Here is a 19,913-nt window from a genome sequence, read left to right as displayed (position 1 = left end):
GGATTCGAGTTTTATATGTTATAAAAATGAAAATACCTTGCACTTTATTGGTGCAAGGCATTCACAAAAATAATGCGTTAAATGTTATTAGCACTAAGAATGTGCAAAATAACCGTATTATCCACTTAGCGATTATGTATAAAGCGCTCCCACTGCTCGATAACAGACAAGAAATCCTCCAAACCACACTCACTGTAGCTTTCACTTTCATACAGTGAAAACTCTTCTTCGGACTCCGTTAACGTCTCAAAAGCTAACGTATTTTCATACACATGGACTTCAGACTCGAGAATACTCAAAGAAATCTCTTTGCCCTGCCATTTGTGTTCATTACCAGAAAATTGTGACGCTTTCGATAGCAGTGCTTTTATTTCCATGATGGTGCGGTCGTCGGTACTAACTTCTTCTTGAAGTAATCTAGCGATCACTTCTTGACCCATTTCGCACTTCACTAGATATTCACCAGTGAAACTGTTTTTAATAAACTCGAATTCCATCACTTTTTCTCTCTGTAAACTCGCGCCGATTATACCTCAGAATCACTAGCAATCAGGTATACTCAACAACAATTCCTTAGAAGAGCCAATACCATGCAACTTAACTCTCTCATTGCTAAGCAAATTGTTGATCGTGCAAAAAAGATCATTGCCTACTCCATTAACGTTATGGATGAAAATGGCGTGATCATTGGCTCAAGCGATCCTAGTCGACTGCATCAAACACACGAAGGTGCACTGTTGGCCATTCGTGATAACCGCACGATTGAGATCAATGACTCTGTTGCCTCCACCCTCTCCGGTGTAAAAACTGGCATTAACCTCCCTATTATTTACAGCGAACATGTTATTGGCGTAGTGGGTATTTCTGGTACTCCGGAAGAGGTTAGAAGCTACGGTGAACTGGTTAAAATGACGGCTGAGCTGATCGTCGAACAAGCGGCATTAATGTCTCAGGTCCAATGGAATAAACGTCATAGGGAAGAGCTGCTGCTGCAACTTATCGAAGGTTCGAGCTTGAATGATGGTCAGTTGCTCTCCATTGCCCAAAGGCTGGACCTCGATCTTTCCCAGCCAAGAGTCGCCACTGTTATTAAAGTAATTCCACGCGCGGGCGAACCAGTCACACTAGAACACTTACAAAAACTGGTTCATCTATTGGAACACCCGGAGCGCGACAATATAGTCGGTATTGCTTCAGTGTCTATGAATGAGATTGTGGTTCTTAAGCCCGTGACTATTGTTAATTACACTTGGAATCGTAAAGAAGAGCAGAAGCGAGTCGCCAAACTGGTAAAACGCATCGACAATGAGTGTGATTTTTCGATTCAAATGGCGATTGGCGATTACTTTCCGGGGCTAATCGGCCTTGCTCGCTCATATGAAACCGCCAAAGCAACGATAGAAAGTAGTACCAGTAATGATGATGCTGTTATGTTCTATCAAGATCGAAAACTTTCGGTACTGATCAGCAGTATCAAACAAGACCCATGGCGAGCGACTCAGCTTAAAGCGCCCATCGAGAAATTAATGGCAGCCGACAGCAAACAGGTCCTATTGAAAACCCTGAGCACCTTTTTTGCTCAAAATTGCGATCTGGCTCAAACTTGTGAATCCCTCCATATTCATCGTAACACTTTACGATACCGCCTAGACAAAATACAACAAGAAACAAATTTAGATATCAATAAGTTAGATGACAAAATCCAGCTCTATCTTGCGTTAAAATGTTTGTAAATATTACGTTAATTTGTGCATTTGCACAAATTACCTATTAACCACAATGATAAATTCGTCAGTTCGCATAAAGAAAATCTTCTCCTGAATAGCTAATCTTCCGCTCATAAAGGGTGCAAACACCCAATAAAAAATTATTAAATTAGCGGAAAACTAAACCATGATTGAAGTCTCTACCTTAGGCGCACTCGCAGCTCTTGTTGTTGCCATTGCCCTTATTCTTAAAAAAGTTCCACCAGCTTATGGCATGATCATCGGTGCCCTGATCGGCGGTGTTGTAGGTGGCGTGTCATTAACCGATACGGTTGCTCTCATGATTGGCGGTGCGCAAGGCATTGTTACTGCGGTATTGCGTATTCTTGCTGCTGGTGTTCTTGCTGGCGTTCTAATTGAATCAGGGGCGGCAACCTCTATCGCAGAGACCATCGTTAAGAAAGTCGGTGAGACTCGCGCTCTTCTTGCTCTGGCTATCGCCACCATGATTCTGACTGCCGTTGGTGTATTCGTCGATGTTGCAGTTATTACCGTTTCTCCAATTGCTCTTGCCATTGCTCGCCGCGCAGACATCTCTAAAACAGCAATTTTGCTTGCGATGGTTGGCGGCGGTAAAGCCGGTAACGTCATGTCACCTAACCCAAACTCAATTGCAGCAGCTGACGCATTCAACGTTCCACTAACTTCGGTGATGGCTGCAGGTGTGATTCCAGGACTTTGCGGCATGATCTTCGCTTACTTCCTCGCGAAAAAGCTCGTCAACAAAGGCTCTAAAGTAGCAGAAAGCGAAGTGGTTGCTGTTGATCACTCTAGACTACCGTCATTTGGCGCATCGATTGTTGCTCCACTTGTGGCGATCGCTCTACTTTCTCTTCGCCCTATTGCTGGTATTAACGTAGACCCGCTTATCGCGCTTCCATTAGGTGGTTTACTTGGTGCCGTCGTCATGGGTCGTTTTGCTGACACTAACCACTTTGCCGTTTCCGGTCTATCACGCATGGCACCTGTCGCAGTTATGTTATTAGGTACCGGTACCTTAGCTGGCATTATTGCTAACTCTGGTCTGAAAGATGTGCTTATCGATTCCTTAACAGCATCGGGCCTTCCTTCTTATCTATTAGCACCAATTTCCGGTGCAATGATGGCGCTTGCTACCGCTTCTACTACAGCCGGTACGGCGGTTGCGTCTAGTGTGTTTAGTTCCACAATTCTTGAGCTTGGCGTTCCTGCATTAGCCGGTGCAGCCATGATTCACTCAGGTGCTACCGTATTGGATCACATGCCACACGGTAGTTTCTTCCACGCCACTGGTGGCGCTGTGCATATGGATATTCGCGAGCGTCTCAAACTCATTCCTTACGAGTCAGCGGTTGGTCTAGTGATCGCCTTTGTCTCTGTAATGATCTTTGGTGTGTTCGGTCTATTTGTATAAGGTCCTATTATGAAAATTATTATTGCTCCAGATTCATACAAAGAAAGCTTAACGGCCATGGAAGTTGCCGAAGCGATCGAAACCGGTTTTAAGAAAATCTTTGCCGATGCTGAATATGTCAAACTTCCAATGGCGGACGGTGGTGAAGGTACGGTTCAATCATTGGTTGATGCTACTGAAGGCTCTATTGTTACTTGCCAAGTTACTAGGCCCTTAGGTCAGCAAGTTGAAGGCTTCTACGGCCTTATGGGGGATGGTTCAACAGCCATTATTGAAATGGCTGCGGCGTCAGGCCTACATCTGGTTGAACCTGAGCTACGCAACCCGCTTGTTACCACAACTTATGGAACTGGCGAATTAATCAAAGCGGCGCTAGAGCGCGGTGTGAAGCACATTATTGTTGGTATTGGCGGCAGCGCTACCAATGACGGCGGCATAGGTATGGCGCAGGCTCTTGGTGCTAAATTGCTGGACCAACAAGGCAATGAGCTTGGCTTTGGCGGTGGAGAACTCGATAAGCTAGCCAGCATTGACCTATCAGGCCTTGATGCTCGCTTGAAAGACATCCGTTTGGAAGTCGCGTGCGATGTTGATAATCCTCTGTGTGGCCCTAAAGGCGCCTCGCACGTGTTTGGTCCACAAAAAGGCGCAACACCAGAGATCGTGGCAACCCTCGATAGCAACCTTGCGCATTATGCCAGTGTCATCAAAGCTACTAACGGTCGTGATGTCATTGATACCGCAGGCGCCGGTGCTGCTGGTGGCCTCGGTGCAGCACTACTTGGTTTGTTTGATGCATCACTACGTCCTGGTATCCAAATTGTGATGGATGCGGTGAACCTAAGCGAAGTGGTAAAAGATGCAGACCTTGTGATTACAGGTGAAGGCCGAATTGACAGCCAAACCATTCATGGTAAGACGCCTATCGGTGTGGCACGTACTGCGAAGCAATACGACATTCCTGTGATAGCCATTGCAGGTAGCACAGCAAAAGACTGCGCAGTGGTTCACGAACACGGTATTGATGCAGCGTACAGCGTAGTACTAGGTGCTACTGACCTACCAACCGCCTTAAAAGAAGCAGCGTTCAACGTTGAAATGACCTCTCGTAATATTGCAGCGGCAATGGCGATGAACTTCAGCAAATAATCCGCTTTAGAAATACAAAATGCCCACTCAATTGAGTGGGCATTTTTTATTATCATACTTACCGTCACGTTAAGCGTAAAAAATGCTGTTAGAACTCGATGTTACGACCGAAGCTCATTGGCCATTCTGTTGGGTTTTTCTTACCTTCGCGGATGTGGCGACATTCAGCTAGCCATACTAGAAGCTCCCAACCGAATGCAGCAGTAAGCAGCGCATCTTTCTCGTCAGAGTTTTTCTGAGGCGCAAACTCGGCAATATCAGCACCCACTAAGTTAATGCGCTTAGTCGCGCGAAGTTTACGGAAGATGTCGTAATACATGCGAGCAGAAACACCAAATGGATCTGGGCTTGAGTTTGCACTGTGATCAAGAAGATCTAGACCATCTAAGTCAAAGGTTAGGTACACCGGACGACCATCACCTTGTTTCTCAAGGATCTGTTCTACGATGTAATCCACGCCTAAATCGTAAATTTCATCAGCCAAGTAGAAGTTACCGCCAATCGCCTTCGCTTTGCCTTGTTGAGATGCACACCAGCGACCGCGCATACCCATGCTGACACTGGTCGTTGGGTCGATAGCACCTTCTGATGCTAGGCGGCAATACCAGTTACCTGAATATGACTCGTAATCAAAGTCAGCACGTGTGAGTAGGTCAAAGTGACCATCAATATGAATAAGTGAAACCGGACCGTGCACTTTCGCAAGTGCCGCAGGCCCTGGGTAAGCAACGGTATGGTCGCCACCAAAGAAGAATGGAGTACAGCCGTGGTTGATCACCATGTCATCAACCACTTTCTGCGCATTGCGCATTTCTTCATCTAAGTTGAACTGACCAAGGCCATCCCAGTTTCCGTAATCGATGATGTTACATAGTTCAAATGGCATCGTGCCATCTTGGTGAATAAGGCCCATACCAGTTTTAGAGGCATCACGAATCGCACCAGGACCAAATTTATGACCACCAGCATTTGGTGAACACTTATCCATGGTCAAGCCATACATAACAATGTCCGCGTTTTCAAAGCTGTTCACATAAGGTGCGCCAAATGCACCAACATGCTCTTTACCCAGTAAACTGAATGCTTCTACACCTTGTTCCGCCATACGCTGCTGCATTGGAGCGATGTCTTCATTGATATAAAAGTCTGCATCCGACTTATTCCAATAGATATCTTGGTAAAGTTCGAGTTTCTCTTTTGAAATTTCTACACGTTTTGGCTTGAACATATTGTTGCCCTCATTGTTTTTCTGCTTTTCAGCGATGTCTATATTGTATCCACTCACCTCGCTTACTATAATTACATTTCCGGCCAATGAGATTACATTTCAGGACAACAACATGAGTTCACTACATCAGCAGCAGTTTTTGCAAGCCATTGTTGGCCACTGGGAATCATTACTCAGAGATTTGGCGAAACAGCCACTGGCTATCGATCCGTTTCTTCGCCGCGCTAAAATCAGACGTATTAGCTATGGTCATTATGAATTGATGACGACTCAACAAGTGCTGACGTTAATGAAATTGTCCATGGAACAGTTGAACATCGATGGTATCGGATTACGCATCGCAAGTAGGCTTACCATTGAAGACACCGGAGCTTTGGGCTTTGCCATGCTAGGCTGTAAGACACTTAAGCAGCTATTAGAAACGATCATTCATATACCCTGGATGACCAGTGACTACGTTGTAGCGCGGCTTGGCAAATGAGCATTGCGACCTAGCAAAATGAACACTATAAAGTGTGCTCATTTTGCTAGGGATACCAATGAAACTATTATGCGCCAGCACTGATTGTGATAAGCGATGCAATATCGTTAACGTAAACACCAATTAGGATTGGCGTTAATGACCATTCCCCCACGAAGCCAGTATTATTAGTATGATAATAGAGACGCTGAGAAGAACAGAAAGAGCGACCCATTGATTAGGCAGAGTCTGGTAATTTGGGCCAAGGATGTTCTTGTTGGATTTTCAATCGAGCTGCTAAGGTTTGGCGGTCCAACTCTTCGGCTTCGGCTATAGCTTCAGGTGTCTTGATAAGATCCCGTTTGATTTTGGCCTCTTCAATTAGAGGACTTACGAATTGAAAATAAGCATTGCGTCTAACTTCATCAACTTGAAGTATCTCCAACTCATAATTCTCTTGGGAAAGCGGCTTCCAAGTTCCATCTTGATCAGCATAATAACGACCCATTATAGGCTTGGGACCATGCATCTCAATCCAATCTCCTTCTGGGTCGGGTTTATCACTAATACCATTCCAAATTAAGGTGATTTGCTTTTCTCCGTGGCCAAAATAAACCTGCTCATGAATTATCTGTGCTTCCGGAGTTTCTACATCTACGTTTTTCATACATTAACTTCCAAATTAATAAGAGATACCATCAACACGTGTAATAGCTCCTGAGTACCCCTGGTTTAAAATATCTACATTAGCTTGACTTTGAGTGATATTGGTTAGTGTTACTCGGACATCATTGTTTGATGACCCCTTGGCCGTAAAACCACCAACAAACAAGCAATCATTCGCTCCTGAGATACTTTTCGCTATATCAATTGGAATAGTCACGGACATGTGATGTTTGTAGCTTCCCGTGTCAAAAAAACCACTAACACGTAAAGCCCTAAAATCATCTAAAACTTTACCACTGGATGACCAATCAATGATGGTTCCATCTCCGACACCACTCAAATTATAAAACAGTGTCGTTGATTCATAAGGAGTGAGGTTTCCTGTTGAGAACACTTGTTCCCAAGAAGTAAAACCAATACCGACTTTCCAACGACGAACCCAAGTATTAGATGAAGGTTGGGTAGCAACCCAATAATACATGATGAAATCATTCTCTCCCCAACGTTCGTAACGAACAACGCCATTTAGACCTGGAGTAGGACTATCTCCTGCTGTGCTATTATCCGTTTTGAATATAGAACCATTAGGCTTATCAAGTGCATTAAAATCGTTCAACAAAGCTGGAGAATCAACACCTAACCCATATTGATTGAACGCTTGATGAATATTAAGAGAAGTGACAACTTTTTCATTATCCTCTCCCGTTTCTGCCTCACTTTGGCTCGCAAACTTAAGATTCTCACTGCTGAAGTTTTTCTCCCATGCTGTAAAACCAATACCGACTTTCCAACGACGAACCCAAGTATTAGATGAAGGTTGGGTAGCAACCCAATAATACATGATGAAATCATTCTCTCCCCAACGTTCGTAACGAACAACGCCATTTAGGCCTGGAGTAGGACTATCTCCTGCTGTTGTTGCATCTGTACGATAAATTGCATTGTTGAGTACATCAGTTGAATTGAATGAATCTAACAATGGAGGTGAGACTAGACCGAGTCCATATTGCGAATAGGAAGTGGCTATTTTTGCTAAATGATCAAACTTATCGGGGTCGAAGGCTACACCAGAAGCAGTTAGTGCATTCTGAAACTCCCGAATCACCGCATTAAACCAATCCTGCCCTGGATAACTTGGTGCGCCATTGTCATTGCTCTCACTGAAGTAACCAGGTGTACCGACTCTTGGCTTGAGTGCGGGTACGTTTTCAACCTGAGAGCCATTATTGAGTGGATGCATTACACGCTCTCCTCATAGATAAATTCATAGTATTTACCGCCTAACTTGAACTTGTTTAAGGTGCATTCAAGTATGACGGCGGTTTGAGATACTAACGGGGTTAAACAATCGTCAAGGCAGGTGGCGTAAGCTTGGGTGATGCCTTTGACGTGAATACGTAATAGATGGCGGTACTTCTCTTCATAAAGTGGATAGGTACAACCACGCAAACAGTGGTGAGGGAAGATTTCCTCTACCTCGATATCAAAGCCTAAATCTGAGCCTAACTTCTCGATATTCCACGCTTGCAAACCACCTTTGCGGTGATACTTTTCAACCACAGCGGCGCGGCGTGATTCAAAGGTCTGATTTTGAATCTGACATTCAGGAAGTCCTAAATACACTTCCCATTCATCAATCAGTTTCTGAGTGGTTTCAGGGCGCATTTCAAGCAGTAGACTATCAGCACTGACTTCTGCTGCTTCCAGTCGTGGTGCGTAACCTGCGGCGTACTTATAGAGATCTAACGACGTAGAACGTTGCCACAGGATACCCCGTGGCATTTGCGCCATTATCGAATTCGTCCATTGCTCTACGGTGTGGCCCATGTGATCACTCCGAGGTCATGTAACTCATTCGATGCCGCAGGAACGTCTGCGGCTAAGTCTAGCGTGTAGTCTTCGACGCCAGTCACTGAACCAATCGCGGTACGTACTGCGCTTACCAGTAGCGTGCTTCCAGGACTAAGCGTTTTAAAGTAACCATCAATACTGGTTTGGACACTGGTGCGAAGCTCCGTGGTGTCTGGGGTCAGATTAATATCTAAATCGGTAGTCTTCAGTGATAGCGGAATATCAATGGCTTCGATGCCAGCAGGACGACCAACATCTGTCCCTATCGCTGGGTCTTGATGGCGGTAAATATAAGCACTCATCACTTGCTTATCTGTCACCGTGGGTAGAATGTCTTGACGTCCATCGAAGACGAACGCATAACCCACCGTTGAACCGCCTTGATAGGCATCAATAGCCCACGCACGAGTCACACCTGCAACTTCACGGCACCAGGCCACATAGTCATGCACTGCACCGCCCATAGGTGGATTTCGTTTGCGAAACAGCAAGCGCTCTAACACCTGAGAGACTGGCTCAATATCCGCACCACCTGAAATATCGCCAGTGATGCCGTTAGGTTGAATACCTGGAACGGTTGAAACCAAAGTAAGCGTCTCACCTGCGGCTAGGTTGCCAGCGGCTCCTGCTTCTTCAGCTTCCACCTCGACGACTACGTTACCACCTGATGGCGCATTGGATAGCGTGACTCGATACAAGCGCCCGTCAGAATGCGTCATTACCGTATCAACTGGAATGGGTACATCACCGACAAACGTCACAGGGCCAGCGGCATTAGTCGCAAGCTTTTGAATCACGCCTTCATAACGCGCAGCATCAATAATGGTTTGGTCTTCAGATTCGGTAGACGGGATGATTTGACGCACGATCCAAGTCTGGTAATCGTATAGGTCACGAACGCTGCCACTTACGGCAGAATTTAACGCTTGCTCGATACCAAACTTAGGAAGCACCTCATCTAACGAGGCTTCAATATCGATTAAACCGCTTTCAATCAGTTGTCGTAGCGTCGGAACGTTAAACGGCACGTTGCGCCTCCCATCGTTTAGAAACCGTCAGTGAAATCACTTCACCGTCTGGTTTGGTAATATCGATATTCAAGGCCAAGGTTTGAAAACGGGGAATAGAGCCAACGACAGTAACACTTTTTGCCATCTGACCATCACCGCTATCAACAAGCATCCAGGCAAGCGCATCTTGTGCGTATTTCACGGCGCGATTGCGTACATCGGTAGTCAGCTTTTCTCGATACAAGAGCCAAAGCTTTGAACCCCATGGCGCGTCATAGAAAGTGTCACCAGGCCAACCGCGAAGGTCGCCTGAATCGTCAGGCAAGGTATCAGAGTCTTCAGCGCGAGCATCAGTAAACAGTGAGATCAAAACGAGGGCAGAAACTGTGTCATCTGCGACACTTCCGCCCTCGATAATGACTCCTGTGTTCTTCATCATGTCGAACACAATGCTTACGCTCATAACTAACCCACTGGTGCTGATGTATTCCTGTTCTCTGCATCTCTGTGGAAGTGACCAAGGTAGCTGATATTGCCAGCGGTCAAGTCTGAGCCGCCAACAACACTGGCAGACGTAATGCCCCCAGTGGCGAAAATACCTAAGTCCGTTGAAATACCACCTGTGACATGCAAAGGGCCTTGAATTAATGTTTCAGGGGAAATAATAGTGAGGGAGTTAGCGGCTTCAAAAATAACATCAGTTGCTCTAACAACTATCTTGCCATCCTTGGTGAGCCTGATTTGGTGACCTTCCAAATGGTAGAGAAAAACATCACCGATTTCACCTTTTGGGCGCACTTTTTTGTCTTCAACGGCCAACGCAACCAGATTACCAAGGTTGCCACCAAGAGCGGCTAGAATGGCTTCACTTCCCGTTGGGGGGACAGAGCTCATTCCGTAGTTCTGAAAGCGCTCGATGTTATCCGCAGATTCATCGGAATGGATCTGCACCTGGACGTTCTGACGCTGCAAGTCTTCCACAATACCAGAGACTAAAGCACGGGTGACCATGCCAGTGATACGGCGCTTGATAGGCGCAAGTAACTTCTCGATATGTCTCATGGTTACCATTGACCACCTCCCACTTTTGTTTGCTTCTCGGCTTCAGCAGGAATATCGAACGCTTCAGGGTTCACAACACTAATCACAGCCAAACGACCACCATCGTCTTCACTGAACATGACAGAGGCAATCAGCAGCTCTTCATCCAGACCGATAATGTCATCCTGAACAGGAACAAGTGTATTGAAGTTCCAGAGCTTACCCGTTTGAGGAATGCGCCACCCTGTCACCGTATACTCAGCACCATTGGATTTAGCAATGCTGCGCTGGCGCTCCCACTGACCGCGCTTGGCTGCGCCCTCTGCGGTAGTGATTTCCTCGTTGACAATAATCATGGGGCGATAGCGGCTAATCTCTGCATCTTTCACTTCGGCTTTGATGCCACCAACCGTGGACAATGGCGAGTCATCCCATGAACCAAATGCTGCGCCTACAGCTTTGATAGTGAAGCTGCTAAAACGCTGACGCCAACTAAAGCGACCACGTGCGGCTTTCACGTTCTCACCCAATATCAGTGATACGCCAGCTCGCTGTGTGCTTCTTCGCGTAATGACCAAATTGCCATAGGTATCACTGGTGAGCAGAACGCCACGCTGACGGGCTAAACGAGCCAGCAGCTCATGAGGAGTTTCCCCTTGTTCAATCTGGATGCGAGGGAAGGCTTCGCCTACATCCGTATTCACGATCACTTTAATACCAAAAGGCTTACACACGGTTTGAGCAATCTGGGTTAACGTCTGATTGTTGAATTGACCTGATGGGTAATCGATAGAGCAATCCACAAGGTCAGCGGTTTTATCTCGGCCACTGACAGAAATGATCACCTGGTTAGCATCATAACTTGGCACCCAGTCATCAACATATCCCGTAATCACGCGCTCACCACCAATCTCAACAACGCAAGGTTCGCCCTGTTTAATCGGCTCCATGAACGCCTGGTACTTAGCGTCTGAATCCTGCCACTTCCACGTCAGCTCTAAATCAAACGAGCCAGACATTGCTTCTAATGAGCGGGTGACATTGATTTTTGTCCAGCCGCCATAAACATTGCCGCCTGCCTTCAGAAGGATTTCATCCAATTGAGTTGTCATGAGCGAATAACCTCCACGGAATCAGAAGGCAGGATAAATGAAGGATTAGCCAAACCATTACGACGCACAATACTTTGGCGCGTTTCGGTATCGGCGTTCTCTTGCCATGCCACCAAAGAAACAGGAACGGTACTTACTGGCGTGTAGACGCTAAGTTGAGGAAGCAGCTCGGCACGAGAGCGAGTATCCGCAAGTACCGCTTGGCGAAGCAATCGAAACTGACGCCAAACAGCAGAGTCACCCAGCTCTACGGCGTCAGCAGAACGTTCGGCAAGTTCATTGGCAATGTCATAGCCTGTTTGCTTTAGCTGTTGACCTGTTAATACCGCCTTGCGTTCAGCACCGGATAGGCTTTCAATGTTTTCTTCCTGGTCGATAAGATCAACACTGAGGTCTGCCTCACCCATGGCTGAAGCTTTAGATACCACCGCAGAGTTCAAAATAAGGCGCTTATAGGCATCCGCATTGGAAAGCACAGCGGCTTGCTTGGTTGGGTTCGCTACACCAGGAACAGAGCTGGCAAAGCCGTTTTCACTTTCAATATTACGACTTAAACCACCTGTGACTGCCAGCTCGGCACGCATACCTTCCCAACGGTTTTGCACGTTCTGGTAAACATCGAGCGCACGGATAGGGTCAGTCACTACGCCTTTGACGTCTTCCAATAACCCCATGGTTTCTCTTGCCAGTTCACCAGGGTAAGCCAACAAGTTACCAATCGAGTCTTTGGTGCGCATAAGGCGGTCAGTCCACTCACGCAGCTCACTAGGAAGAGAGGGCAAGCCACGGGTAAACTCATCCAAGTCATCAAGAAACTGATCAACCATATCGCCAACGCCTTCAGTTGCACTCTCATCGAAGTCCTTTTCAAAAGCATCATTTGCAGCATCTTGTGCTTTGGCTGATTCGGTTTGCACCTGATTGGCCGTATCACGCTTAGCGGTAGGGAACAGGTTTTCACCCTGCTCAAACACCTCAAAGCTAAAGGTGGCAAGTCCATCAGTTTTGTTCACCAGTTTATGGCTGACTTTACCAATCTGAACCTTACGAACACCAAACCAAGGATGAATAAACTCACATGGTCCTAGCTTATTAAGAGCTTCCAAAATATCACTGAGCTGCTGCATGTAGTCATCACCCACACAGCGGCCACTGATGCGCTCTTGTGTTAATACCTTGCCATTGTCTTCGGTATAACCCACTTCCTTTTTAGGGTAAGCATGAGGAATAGCACGACGGCCAGATTCGCCGTCTGCTTCATCGAGAAAGAATTCCACCCCACGAACGGAGGCCATTAAACGATCTTCAAATGCCATTTATAGCCCCTTTAATTTGTGCCGGTGTCTGGGTCGATTTGGATAGTGGGAGATGATGAAATAACGGAAGTTTTAGTTCTATCATCCGATACATCAACTTTTACATTTACTTGCCCACCAACAGGATAATTAGATTGACCGCCAATCTGGTTGTAATTGCCTGTTAAGTAAGAAGGCAAGCCTTGTTGATTTTGTTTATTTAAATATTCATTCGCGAGGTTAACCGCGGTTTGCTTTGCAGGTTTGGCATCTGATGAGTCAAATACACTAGGAAAAACATCAGCAAGTTTGGTGGCTTTGGCCCACTTACCAAAATCAGTATCTCCAACTAAAGAATCAAGCACAGTATCTACAAGCGGATAGATAACTGTCGCAGCAGCAGCTCCTTTTAAAGCAGTACCAGTTTTACTTGATTTTGTTTTTTTCGAATCCGTTGTATCGGAAACATCTCCAGACAGACCACCCATGCCACCACTTGGCATATTAATGACGTAAACAGGCATCGCCCCCAACTTCTCTGCAATTTCTCCAGCTTTTCCACCAGAGCCTTTGCCAACAAGTCCGGCTGCACCTTTCAATAATGGAGCACCAATTCTTATCGCTTTATTCAAGGCGTAAACTGAAGCTAAAATCTTAGCTAAGTTTCCATATCCGCCAACTGCATCGCTAATTGCTGAAGCACCATTCCCAATAGCTCGCAGCACTGGAAGTAATTCTTGACCAACTTCCTTTACGGCACCTGCAAACTCAGCAGCAGCTCTAAAAGCCTCAACGAGATCTTTACCTACTGTTTGTACAAGTTCATCGTACTCACCCGTTTCTTTCATCTCATCAAGCATTGAAAGGAAAGTACCAAGTTCATCTTTTAATACATCGAACGCACCACTTTCCATTACGTCTTTTTGGAAAACAGACCAGTGATCGCCCATGTTGGAAATCATACCGTTCCATGTCTCCATCTGCTTCTTAGCCGCACCTTGTGAAGCTTTACCCATTTGGTCTATGAGATCTTTAATAGCGTCTCGGGTAAGCTGGCCCTTGCTTGCCATATCTTGTAATTGCGCAGCCGTATACCCGAGCCCGTTATTTTTACCTAGGTCTTTACTAGCCTGTACAAGGTAGTCCCATACCGGAACGCCACGCTCTAACATCTGAAGAGCTTCTTCACCCTGTAGCTTTCCTTTCGTCCATGCTTGACCAAGAGCTGTCGCTATACCATCTACTGATTCAGCTGTCCCACCCATCATTGCGGCTTGGTCGGCAATAGCTTGCATCGTGCCATCCATAGGATCGAGACCAAAAGCTTTTAGCTTTACGAATGACTGAGTGACTTCGTTTACTGCGTAGGGGGTGTTTTGAGTAAAGTCCTCAATCCACTCTAAAGCTTTCGCTCCTCCTTCCTCTGAACCTTGCAGTTTATTGAGCATTACTTGATAACGTTCAAACTCAGCAGCCGTTTTAATAAATGTTCTTTCAAATGCAAAAGCCACTGCTCCCGCACCAAGAACAGTACGGTTACCAAAAGTATCGATACCTTTACTTGCTGATTTAGCTGACTGTTCCATCATATTGAATGCACTTTGGCTTTTTTTCCCAAGAGTGGATATTGATTGCGAGTATTTACTTGCTTTAGAGGCTAGATTGCCCTGTAAATTCAGAACAATATCGGTTTCAAGTTTTTTAGCCATGCTCTGCTCCTTCGATAAGCGGCGGTAGCATTTCAAAAATATGACGAATAGGAAGGACTTTTAAATCGCTGACTGGATACCTTGCTCCCATATTAAGGAGCAAGGTTCTAAGCGGTTTAGTCAGCGATTTCAGGTCGCCCCCGCGATTCGAGAGCCTCCGTTACTTCTTCTGGAACCATTGCATCATCTAGCTCAGAAGCTTTTGACTGGATAAGGTTAAAATCCTCTTGTGACAATTTCAGCAATTCTTTTGCAGAGAATGGGCCTTGGATCTTCCCGATAAATTCCACTTGACGACACAGTAATTCCATCCCCATTTGAACATTACTGGTGTAAGCGTATGGACGGCCCTCAATCAACCCTAACTTTTCAGAAGCCAATTGAGCGTCAAAAACATCTCTAGGAGTGAGCTCTCGAAGGCCAACTTCATATCCAGTGTTTTCTCCCGATTTAAGGCCATCCTTAAGTTCAAAAGTAAGAACTGCCATTAGATTTTCTCCGCAGGGTTACCTTCAAAGGTGCCCGTAATCTCACCGGAGTCACTCAACTGAAACGGTGCTTGAGGGGACGCACCTGTGATCATATAGTCCACGCCGTTATCACCTTCCCAGGTTAACGTGGCATCGGTGATATTGTTGATCTCCACCACATCGACATCTTCATCTGCCGCAATGACCACCGCTACCGTAGAAGGCACGAACTCTTTTGATTTACCCCAAATACGATTTGGACCAGGGTGCGAAACATGATTGAAGCCACCAGGGTTCAGAGTCGAACCCTTCTTTGTTTTTAATTGTTTGCTATTCGCTCGAATAACAACTTGACCAAGGATTTGTCCCATGGTGCGTACTCCCTATTAAAGTTTGAACTGCATCAGTGCCGTGAAGACTCGGAACTGGTTAACAATGTCAGGCTTGAACACACAGTTCAGGCGGTTCTGGTCACTGGTGTCTCGGTACACCTCAAGGGTTTCTTTGAAACCATCAAAATCTTCCATGAGACCAGCTGGAACCCAGTCATCATTTGCCAACTCCAAAATGGTGTTACGCATGATTTTAGGCGTCACCACAGGTTGTCCCGGGTCAAGGCGATCAAGTACATCATCATTTGCCAGTTTATGGCGAGGAAAACGGTTCGTGACTAAGGTGCGCAGCGAATAACGCAAGTACCCCAAGGTTGCTGGCGTTGTAATATCAAGGTAGCTTGGGTCTGGGTCGCCAAAGCTATTCTCTCGATACATCGAAACTTCACGCTCAATAGCCACTTCATTGCCAGCGGTCACCATGTAAGTCGCAATACCATCGTGAAGCAGCAGGTTACGCTCTGTCATATCCCACTGTGTGGTCTTGGCTGGCGGTAACAAGCTCGTTAATACCAACGTCTGGAGTGGGCGCGCTGGGTCAATACCCAAAGAGTAGGAAGCTCGGCCAGCGTAAGCCGCTGCCCATTCCCACGGTGACTGAGGCGCATCGTTGGTGCCCATACAGGTAAACAAAAAGTCATTGCGAGCCTGACCAAATGCGCCTGTTTCGGCAAACGTGCCACGGAACGCAGTATAGGCAATGCCTTCAATCATCTTGAGCGGCCCCCAACGACTGACAAGCTCATCACGCAAGTCATTCATCGACTGGGTATCATTAAACGGCATTACCATATGGTTGTACCATTCGTTCGGAATGGCAGCGATAACCGCACTCATATCTGGCGTTCCTGCGCCCGTTGCCATGGCGGTCACCGCAAGCGTGACACCACCAGGAAGCACTTCACCATCGTGATAGTTGTAACGGATATCAATGTCGTTACCCGTAATACCTGTCCATTTACAAGTCAACTCAACGATTGAGGTTTCGCCCGATTTCAGCGCAGCGGTAACAGGTAAGTTTTCGTTTGCCGTGACTTTCGCAATAATGGCCGTCGCAATTGAGTCTGCATCATCGGTATCTTTAACCGTCACTTGCACACTTTCACCTGCAATCAGCAAGTAGATCACACCTGCTTTCACCGTTGTGGTGGTAACGGAAATTTCCCCTTTTGCTGCCGTAGCGGCTAGGTCTGCAACACCAAGTGCGTACACATCAGTGAACTGATTGTTCTTGCGAAACTTCTTCAGCTCTAATGCCATCATGGAACCCTTGCCATACAAGTCGTCCATTTGGCTTTCACTGGTTGTGATGCGATTGAGTGTCAATGGTGTAGCGCTGCCACTGGCAAGCTGTTGACCAAGCACCAACACTTTCTGCGCAAGGGCAGGTGTTCCGGTCAGAGCCTGGCTGTTATCGATCTCGATATAAACGAGGGGGACTCGAATATCGTTAGGAATTGAGCCTAATGACATGCTTATTCTCCTTTATCTGTTTGTGGTTTGGCTTTTGCCGCTTTTTTCTGCTGTTCAAGTTGCTTGGCTTTCTCGTCAGCACGGGCTTTTTTAATGGCTTCGACCTCTTCATCAGAGGGTTGAAGAACATCGCCATCTTTAATGCGGCGCAGCCAATAAGCGCTGCGTTCGACATCTTCACCACCTTCTGCCAGGAAACCACCCTCTGGCTTGCGCACTGGCACTTGGGTCTTTTTCGGTTTCAAGAAAATCAGTTTCTTTCCTAACGACATGGTTTACGTCCTATGGTTGTTAACGTTAAAAACTTAATGACTATTGAGGCAGAGATACTTCACCCTCAATCGTGGGAGCGCCCTCTGCAATTTCACCTTTCAGACCAAAGGTTAAAAAGTCATCCAAATCACTTAGATCAATCTCTTCATCCAAGTACCACTGCTGTGACCAAGTGACAGACCATATAGCAACACCAAGCTCATCAATTTTCCCGTTGTAAAGGTTGTCACTGCGAACATTCATTGCTTTGCTATAAGCGCTCGGAAGCGCACTTCTATCAAGCAGGGCTCGCACTAAGCTTCCAGTAATGACTTCTGCACGGGTATCTTTCTCATAGCCGTATTGGTCTGCGGTAAAGATGTAAGCAACGAAATTGACATTGCCAATCAGGCGATTACCTACGGTGTCGTATTCCGCCACTCTGAGCGCAGCAACACGAACACCACCATCTCGATTTGATAGCCAGCGTTTAACATCGGCGGGCGTATCGAATCGGCCTATATGGCGTTCTACCGTTTGAACCTTATCTATTTCCCTTTGTCCACCTTCCAAAGTAGGTTTCAGGTAATTCACGATTTCATTGCAGGCCCACACAGTGGAGCCAATGGTGTGAAAGTCGGGTCTTGTTGTCATTTCAGCCATCCTCTTAGTGCATCAGCTCACGCCAAAAATCCCCAATCACGGCGTAGATTTCGGTCTGGTTATCTCGACTCAGACCAAGGTACTCACGCTGTGGAATGTTCATCATGCGAGTGAATGCGTTGACCGATTGATAAACTGGAAATGCCAATGCTTTGCCGAACGCTTGTGTGATAAGGCGCGTATGCGCAGCCACTTGAACCGCACCTGAAAATCCATCTTGATGAACACCTGAGTAAGGTAAAGGCGATCCAATTCGAACTTGATTTCGCTCCACGATGAACTGAATCGAGTCAAGCAAGTCACCTTCACCCTGGAGTAATGACTGATTCCCATGCCGTGTCTTGGCATAACCATCAGACCACTCAGGCCAAGCACGACCATCCGGTGATGTTTTTTCATCTGCAATGCGTCTCCGTGTTTGGCTCTCGACTACCGCACCCAGTGAATCAAGTAGCTCTGCCTTGTGTATAGGGTTACCCAGCGTGTCAATGAGTTGCTGGTAACGCTCAAGCTCCTGTGTTCCGCTCACCTGGATACTGGCACTCGTCACAACACCCCTTTTAAGCTGTTGCGGGTAAACTGGCGTTCGTTCTCTTGAATCAGTTCAACTTTGCCCACGCTGCTTTCTGCTGGGGCTTCAATCGTTGGTAGGCCAAGTTCACGTTTGCCATCTGCAATCTCACGTAAAGTGGTCAATTGCATTTTGTAACGCTCTTCCAGAAGGTTAGTGGCTTGTGGATCACGGTCAGCGAGCCAGTAGAACGCAATAGTGATGGCAATCTTGTTCAACATGCCTGGCACTGTTGGCAAAGGCAGCACATAACGACGGCCAAGGAACGAATCAATTTCTTCATCAGCCTGGTCTAGCGCCTGATTAATCCAGGTGTCGTTAAGTTCGCCTGTGTCACGGTCTACCGCGAAGTTCCACAGCATCTGCTCATCACGGTCAATCAGGTCTTGCTTGGTTGCGTAGATTGCCATCTTGGTTCACTCACTTACTGTTTGATGTCGATGACGTCTTCTAACTCGACGTCCTCAATAACCAGGTTGGGTTCACGGTGCACGCGCTGAGCTTTTTCCGCAGACATAAAGACCACAAACTCAGAGTCGATATCTTCCGTAGCCAAGATTTCAGGTTGATCTTTCGGTTCTTCATCAACCACGAGCACCACGGTTTCTTGAAGGCGACGGAACTTAACACCACTGCGCCAAAAACCTTGATCTGATTTAGCACGAACTTTAAAGGCACCAAGAATACCGAGCACATCAACATGCTCCCCAATATCACCATCAGTAACTTTCTCTGAATCCAATGCGTCATCTTTCGATGCTCCTTCTTCAGTTGTGTCTGAATCCGCCATCGACGCAGGTTGCTCCGGCTTGTCACTCTCCACCTCTTCAGGTTTCGACGAGTCAGATTCAGGCTGTGGACTATCCTGCTCATTCGCAGGCTCTTTGGTTGATAAAGCTTCTGCATCAGCATTGTCTTTATCTTGCTTAGCCTTAGCATCCGCCGCTGACTTTGCTTCTGCTTCGTCTAACGCTTTCTGTTTGGCTTCCTCTGCTGCCTTGGCTTTATCTGCATCCATTGATGCAGCAGCGTCTCCATTGGCAGGTTTTGTGGCGCGAGGTTTTTTTTGGGTAGTTGCGTTTTTAGTTCCACTCACTGTGAACTCCTTTTAAACACGATTTAATTAAGGCTTAATGCCCCAGAAACTCATGATCACACCTGCTGATGCTGGCAACCCATTAACAGCAGCAAATGAAACAATCGAGACCGTTCGGCTTGCATCACTGGTTGAGTGACGCCATCGGAATTTCTGACCAGCAAGAACCGATACGGAGACTGAATAATCAACAGAACGCTTCTCATTGGTTGATTGACTGTCCAACGTAATAGGGCGCAAACTGCCTTCATAAGGCACCCATTGACTGCTTCCCGTATCAAAAACTTCAATAAACATGTCGAGTAGACGACACTTG

Annotated in this window: 22 protein-coding genes and 2 pseudogenes; 4 read left to right on the top strand and 20 right to left on the bottom strand. The window is 46.5% G+C overall.

Annotated elements, in window-relative coordinates; translation table 11 throughout:
• Positions 1-125: 125 nt before the first annotated feature.
• Complete coding sequence (locus HW45_RS19500) at positions 126-497, bottom strand: YacL family protein (protein WP_031494037.1); 372 nt, start codon at positions 495-497, stop codon at positions 126-128.
• Positions 498-590: 93 nt separating this feature from the next.
• Between HW45_RS19500 and HW45_RS19495 the strand changes: the two genes are divergently transcribed.
• From HW45_RS19495 to HW45_RS19485, 3 genes are all read left to right on the top strand, one after another.
• Positions 591-1,733, top strand: a complete 1,143-nt coding sequence (locus HW45_RS19495) for a sugar diacid recognition domain-containing protein (protein WP_038229075.1) — start codon at positions 591-593, stop codon at positions 1,731-1,733.
• Between the two features lie 160 nt (positions 1,734-1,893).
• Positions 1,894-3,159, top strand: a complete 1,266-nt coding sequence (locus tag HW45_RS19490) for a GntP family permease (protein ID WP_031495021.1) — start codon at positions 1,894-1,896, stop codon at positions 3,157-3,159.
• Positions 3,160-3,168: 9 nt separating this feature from the next.
• The gene (locus HW45_RS19485; protein WP_038229073.1) at positions 3,169-4,308 is read left to right on the top strand and encodes a glycerate kinase; all 1,140 of its coding nucleotides are present in this window, start codon (positions 3,169-3,171) and stop codon (positions 4,306-4,308) included.
• A gap of 88 nt (positions 4,309-4,396) precedes the next feature.
• Here HW45_RS19485 and HW45_RS19480 read toward each other — a convergent pair whose 3' ends face one another.
• A complete protein-coding gene (locus HW45_RS19480; protein WP_006075617.1) occupies positions 4,397-5,536 on the bottom strand; it encodes an arginase family protein in 1,140 nt (379 codons plus the stop codon).
• 112 nt (positions 5,537-5,648) lie between these two features.
• Between HW45_RS19480 and HW45_RS19475 the strand changes: the two genes are divergently transcribed.
• On the top strand, positions 5,649-6,017 hold the full coding sequence (locus HW45_RS19475; RefSeq protein WP_038229071.1) for an AraC family transcriptional regulator ligand-binding domain-containing protein: 369 nt from the start codon (positions 5,649-5,651) through the stop codon (positions 6,015-6,017).
• A gap of 217 nt (positions 6,018-6,234) precedes the next feature.
• Here the strand turns inward: HW45_RS19475 and HW45_RS28445 are convergent, their stop codons facing one another.
• The 18 genes and pseudogenes from HW45_RS28445 to HW45_RS19385 form a co-directional block, all read right to left on the bottom strand.
• Entirely contained in the window at positions 6,235-6,663 is a 429-nt protein-coding gene (locus HW45_RS28445) for a hypothetical protein (protein ID WP_051868233.1), read from the bottom strand.
• Positions 6,664-6,678: 15 nt separating this feature from the next.
• Positions 6,679-7,902: a hypothetical protein gene (locus HW45_RS19465; RefSeq protein WP_038229069.1), complete on the bottom strand. Its 1,224-nt coding sequence runs from the start codon at positions 7,900-7,902 to the stop codon at positions 6,679-6,681.
• Positions 7,902-8,489: a YmfQ family protein gene (locus HW45_RS19460; protein ID WP_038229068.1), complete on the bottom strand. Its 588-nt coding sequence runs from the start codon at positions 8,487-8,489 to the stop codon at positions 7,902-7,904. Before HW45_RS19460 ends, HW45_RS19465 begins: the two co-directional genes overlap by 1 nt.
• Positions 8,474-9,541: a baseplate J/gp47 family protein gene (locus HW45_RS19455; protein WP_038229065.1), complete on the bottom strand. Its 1,068-nt coding sequence runs from the start codon at positions 9,539-9,541 to the stop codon at positions 8,474-8,476. Before HW45_RS19455 ends, HW45_RS19460 begins: the two co-directional genes overlap by 16 nt.
• Positions 9,531-9,986, bottom strand: coding sequence for a phage GP46 family protein (locus tag HW45_RS19450; protein WP_038229063.1), 456 nt, complete (start codon positions 9,984-9,986; stop codon positions 9,531-9,533). The genes HW45_RS19455 and HW45_RS19450 overlap by 11 nt, the downstream gene beginning before the upstream one ends.
• Positions 9,987-9,988: 2 nt before the next feature.
• The gene (locus HW45_RS19445; protein ID WP_038229061.1) at positions 9,989-10,594 is read right to left on the bottom strand and encodes a phage baseplate assembly protein V; all 606 of its coding nucleotides are present in this window, start codon (positions 10,592-10,594) and stop codon (positions 9,989-9,991) included.
• Positions 10,588-11,676: a phage baseplate assembly protein gene (locus tag HW45_RS19440; protein WP_038229059.1), complete on the bottom strand. Its 1,089-nt coding sequence runs from the start codon at positions 11,674-11,676 to the stop codon at positions 10,588-10,590. Before HW45_RS19440 ends, HW45_RS19445 begins: the two co-directional genes overlap by 7 nt.
• A complete protein-coding gene (locus HW45_RS19435; RefSeq protein ID WP_038229057.1) occupies positions 11,673-12,992 on the bottom strand; it encodes a DNA circularization protein in 1,320 nt (439 codons plus the stop codon). The genes HW45_RS19440 and HW45_RS19435 overlap by 4 nt, the downstream gene beginning before the upstream one ends.
• Positions 12,993-13,669: 677 nt before the next feature.
• Positions 13,670-14,560, bottom strand: a pseudogene (locus tag HW45_RS30030) (tape measure protein); the annotation flags it as partial.
• A gap of 236 nt (positions 14,561-14,796) precedes the next feature.
• Complete coding sequence (locus HW45_RS19425) at positions 14,797-15,168, bottom strand: phage tail assembly protein (RefSeq protein WP_038229055.1); 372 nt, start codon at positions 15,166-15,168, stop codon at positions 14,797-14,799.
• Entirely contained in the window at positions 15,168-15,521 is a 354-nt protein-coding gene (locus HW45_RS19420) for a phage tail tube protein (RefSeq protein ID WP_038229053.1), read from the bottom strand. Before HW45_RS19420 ends, HW45_RS19425 begins: the two co-directional genes overlap by 1 nt.
• Before the next feature lie 15 nt (positions 15,522-15,536).
• Positions 15,537-17,015: a phage tail sheath subtilisin-like domain-containing protein gene (locus HW45_RS19415; RefSeq protein ID WP_038229052.1), complete on the bottom strand. Its 1,479-nt coding sequence runs from the start codon at positions 17,013-17,015 to the stop codon at positions 15,537-15,539.
• A 2-nt stretch (positions 17,016-17,017) separates the two neighbouring features.
• Positions 17,018-17,287: a DUF2635 domain-containing protein gene (locus tag HW45_RS19410; RefSeq protein WP_038229051.1), complete on the bottom strand. Its 270-nt coding sequence runs from the start codon at positions 17,285-17,287 to the stop codon at positions 17,018-17,020.
• Positions 17,288-17,327: 40 nt separating this feature from the next.
• On the bottom strand, positions 17,328-17,921 hold the full coding sequence (locus tag HW45_RS19405) for a hypothetical protein (protein WP_038229640.1): 594 nt from the start codon (positions 17,919-17,921) through the stop codon (positions 17,328-17,330).
• A gap of 13 nt (positions 17,922-17,934) precedes the next feature.
• A complete protein-coding gene (locus HW45_RS19400; RefSeq protein ID WP_038229050.1) occupies positions 17,935-18,480 on the bottom strand; it encodes a phage virion morphogenesis protein in 546 nt (181 codons plus the stop codon).
• Positions 18,477-18,911, bottom strand: coding sequence for a gp436 family protein (locus HW45_RS19395; protein WP_038229048.1), 435 nt, complete (start codon positions 18,909-18,911; stop codon positions 18,477-18,479). The genes HW45_RS19400 and HW45_RS19395 overlap by 4 nt, the downstream gene beginning before the upstream one ends.
• Positions 18,912-18,925: 14 nt before the next feature.
• Positions 18,926-19,597, bottom strand: a complete 672-nt coding sequence (locus HW45_RS19390) for a hypothetical protein (RefSeq protein ID WP_235225511.1) — start codon at positions 19,595-19,597, stop codon at positions 18,926-18,928.
• Positions 19,598-19,624: 27 nt separating this feature from the next.
• A pseudogene (locus tag HW45_RS19385) lies at positions 19,625-19,913 on the bottom strand (hypothetical protein); the annotation flags it as partial.

This window comes from Vibrio sp. ER1A, from assembly GCF_000733315.1.
GTDB lineage: Bacteria > Pseudomonadota > Gammaproteobacteria > Enterobacterales > Vibrionaceae > Vibrio > Vibrio mediterranei.
This window is presented reverse-complemented; position numbering and strand designations above follow the sequence as displayed.